The organism is uncultured Sunxiuqinia sp., assembly GCF_947495665.1.
GTDB lineage: Bacteria > Bacteroidota > Bacteroidia > Bacteroidales > Prolixibacteraceae > Sunxiuqinia > Sunxiuqinia rutila.
In genome coordinates this window covers 1-807 of record NZ_CANLZV010000040.1, presented here as the reverse complement: position 1 = coordinate 807, position 807 = coordinate 1, and the positions used below count along the sequence as shown (strand labels likewise).

The following is an 807-nucleotide window of genomic DNA, read 5'->3' as shown; positions in this document are numbered from 1 at the left end:
GTGTTGAACTAAACCCCGCGATGCGGGCTGGGCTTTGATTGTGCAGGAAATGGGCTTAACTTGAGTACTCATATTTAAGCTCAATGATTATGGAAAAAAAAGCATTCGTGCGTTGATGGAGCAACATATGCTCATCCGCCACTACAGTGAACGAACCATTACTTCTTACCTGTGCAGCATCGGTCAATTATCCCAATTTTTTAATCTGCCTCCCGGTCGAATTAGTACCACTCAGTTTAAAGACTATCTCCATCATTTAATTGTCAAAGAACATTGTTCGGTTAGCCGAATAAACCAAAACATTAGCGCCTGGAAAATTCTTCAGCAGGATGTTTTGGGGCGGGAATACCGTTTGATACAAATCAAACGTCCCCGGCGTGAAAAGAAACTTCCCCAGGTCCTTTCGGAAGATGAAGCCATCCGTTTATGTAACTCACCGCGCAACAGCAAGCACCGTGTTTTACTGAACCTGGCCTATGCCACAGGGCTTCGGCGCAATGAGTTATTGACCATGCGTCCCCGGTGTATTGATCGTCAACGCGGGGTCATCCGGGTTACGGGTAAAGGTAACAAACAACGCGAAATTCCGCTGCCAGCAACGGTGTTGCAGATGCTCGAAGCATACTTTCGGGCTTACCGTCCAAGGGTTTATTTATTTGAAGGTTATGTTCCGGGTAAAGCGTATTCGGCCAGCAGTCTAACCTGGATTATAAAAGGGAATGCTGCCCGGGCGGGTATCAAAAAGAATGTCTCGCCGCATATACTGCGCCACTCCTTTGCCACGCACATGCTCGAACGGGGTGTAAA

The 807-nt window shown here is 47.3% G+C and carries 1 protein-coding gene; it reads left to right on the top strand.

From position 1 onward, the window contains the following. Window positions 1-115 precede the first annotated feature (115 nt). Window positions 116-807: tyrosine-type recombinase/integrase (locus tag Q1A18_RS18950; RefSeq protein WP_299584708.1), on the top strand; the 692-nt coding region annotated here is incomplete at its 3' end.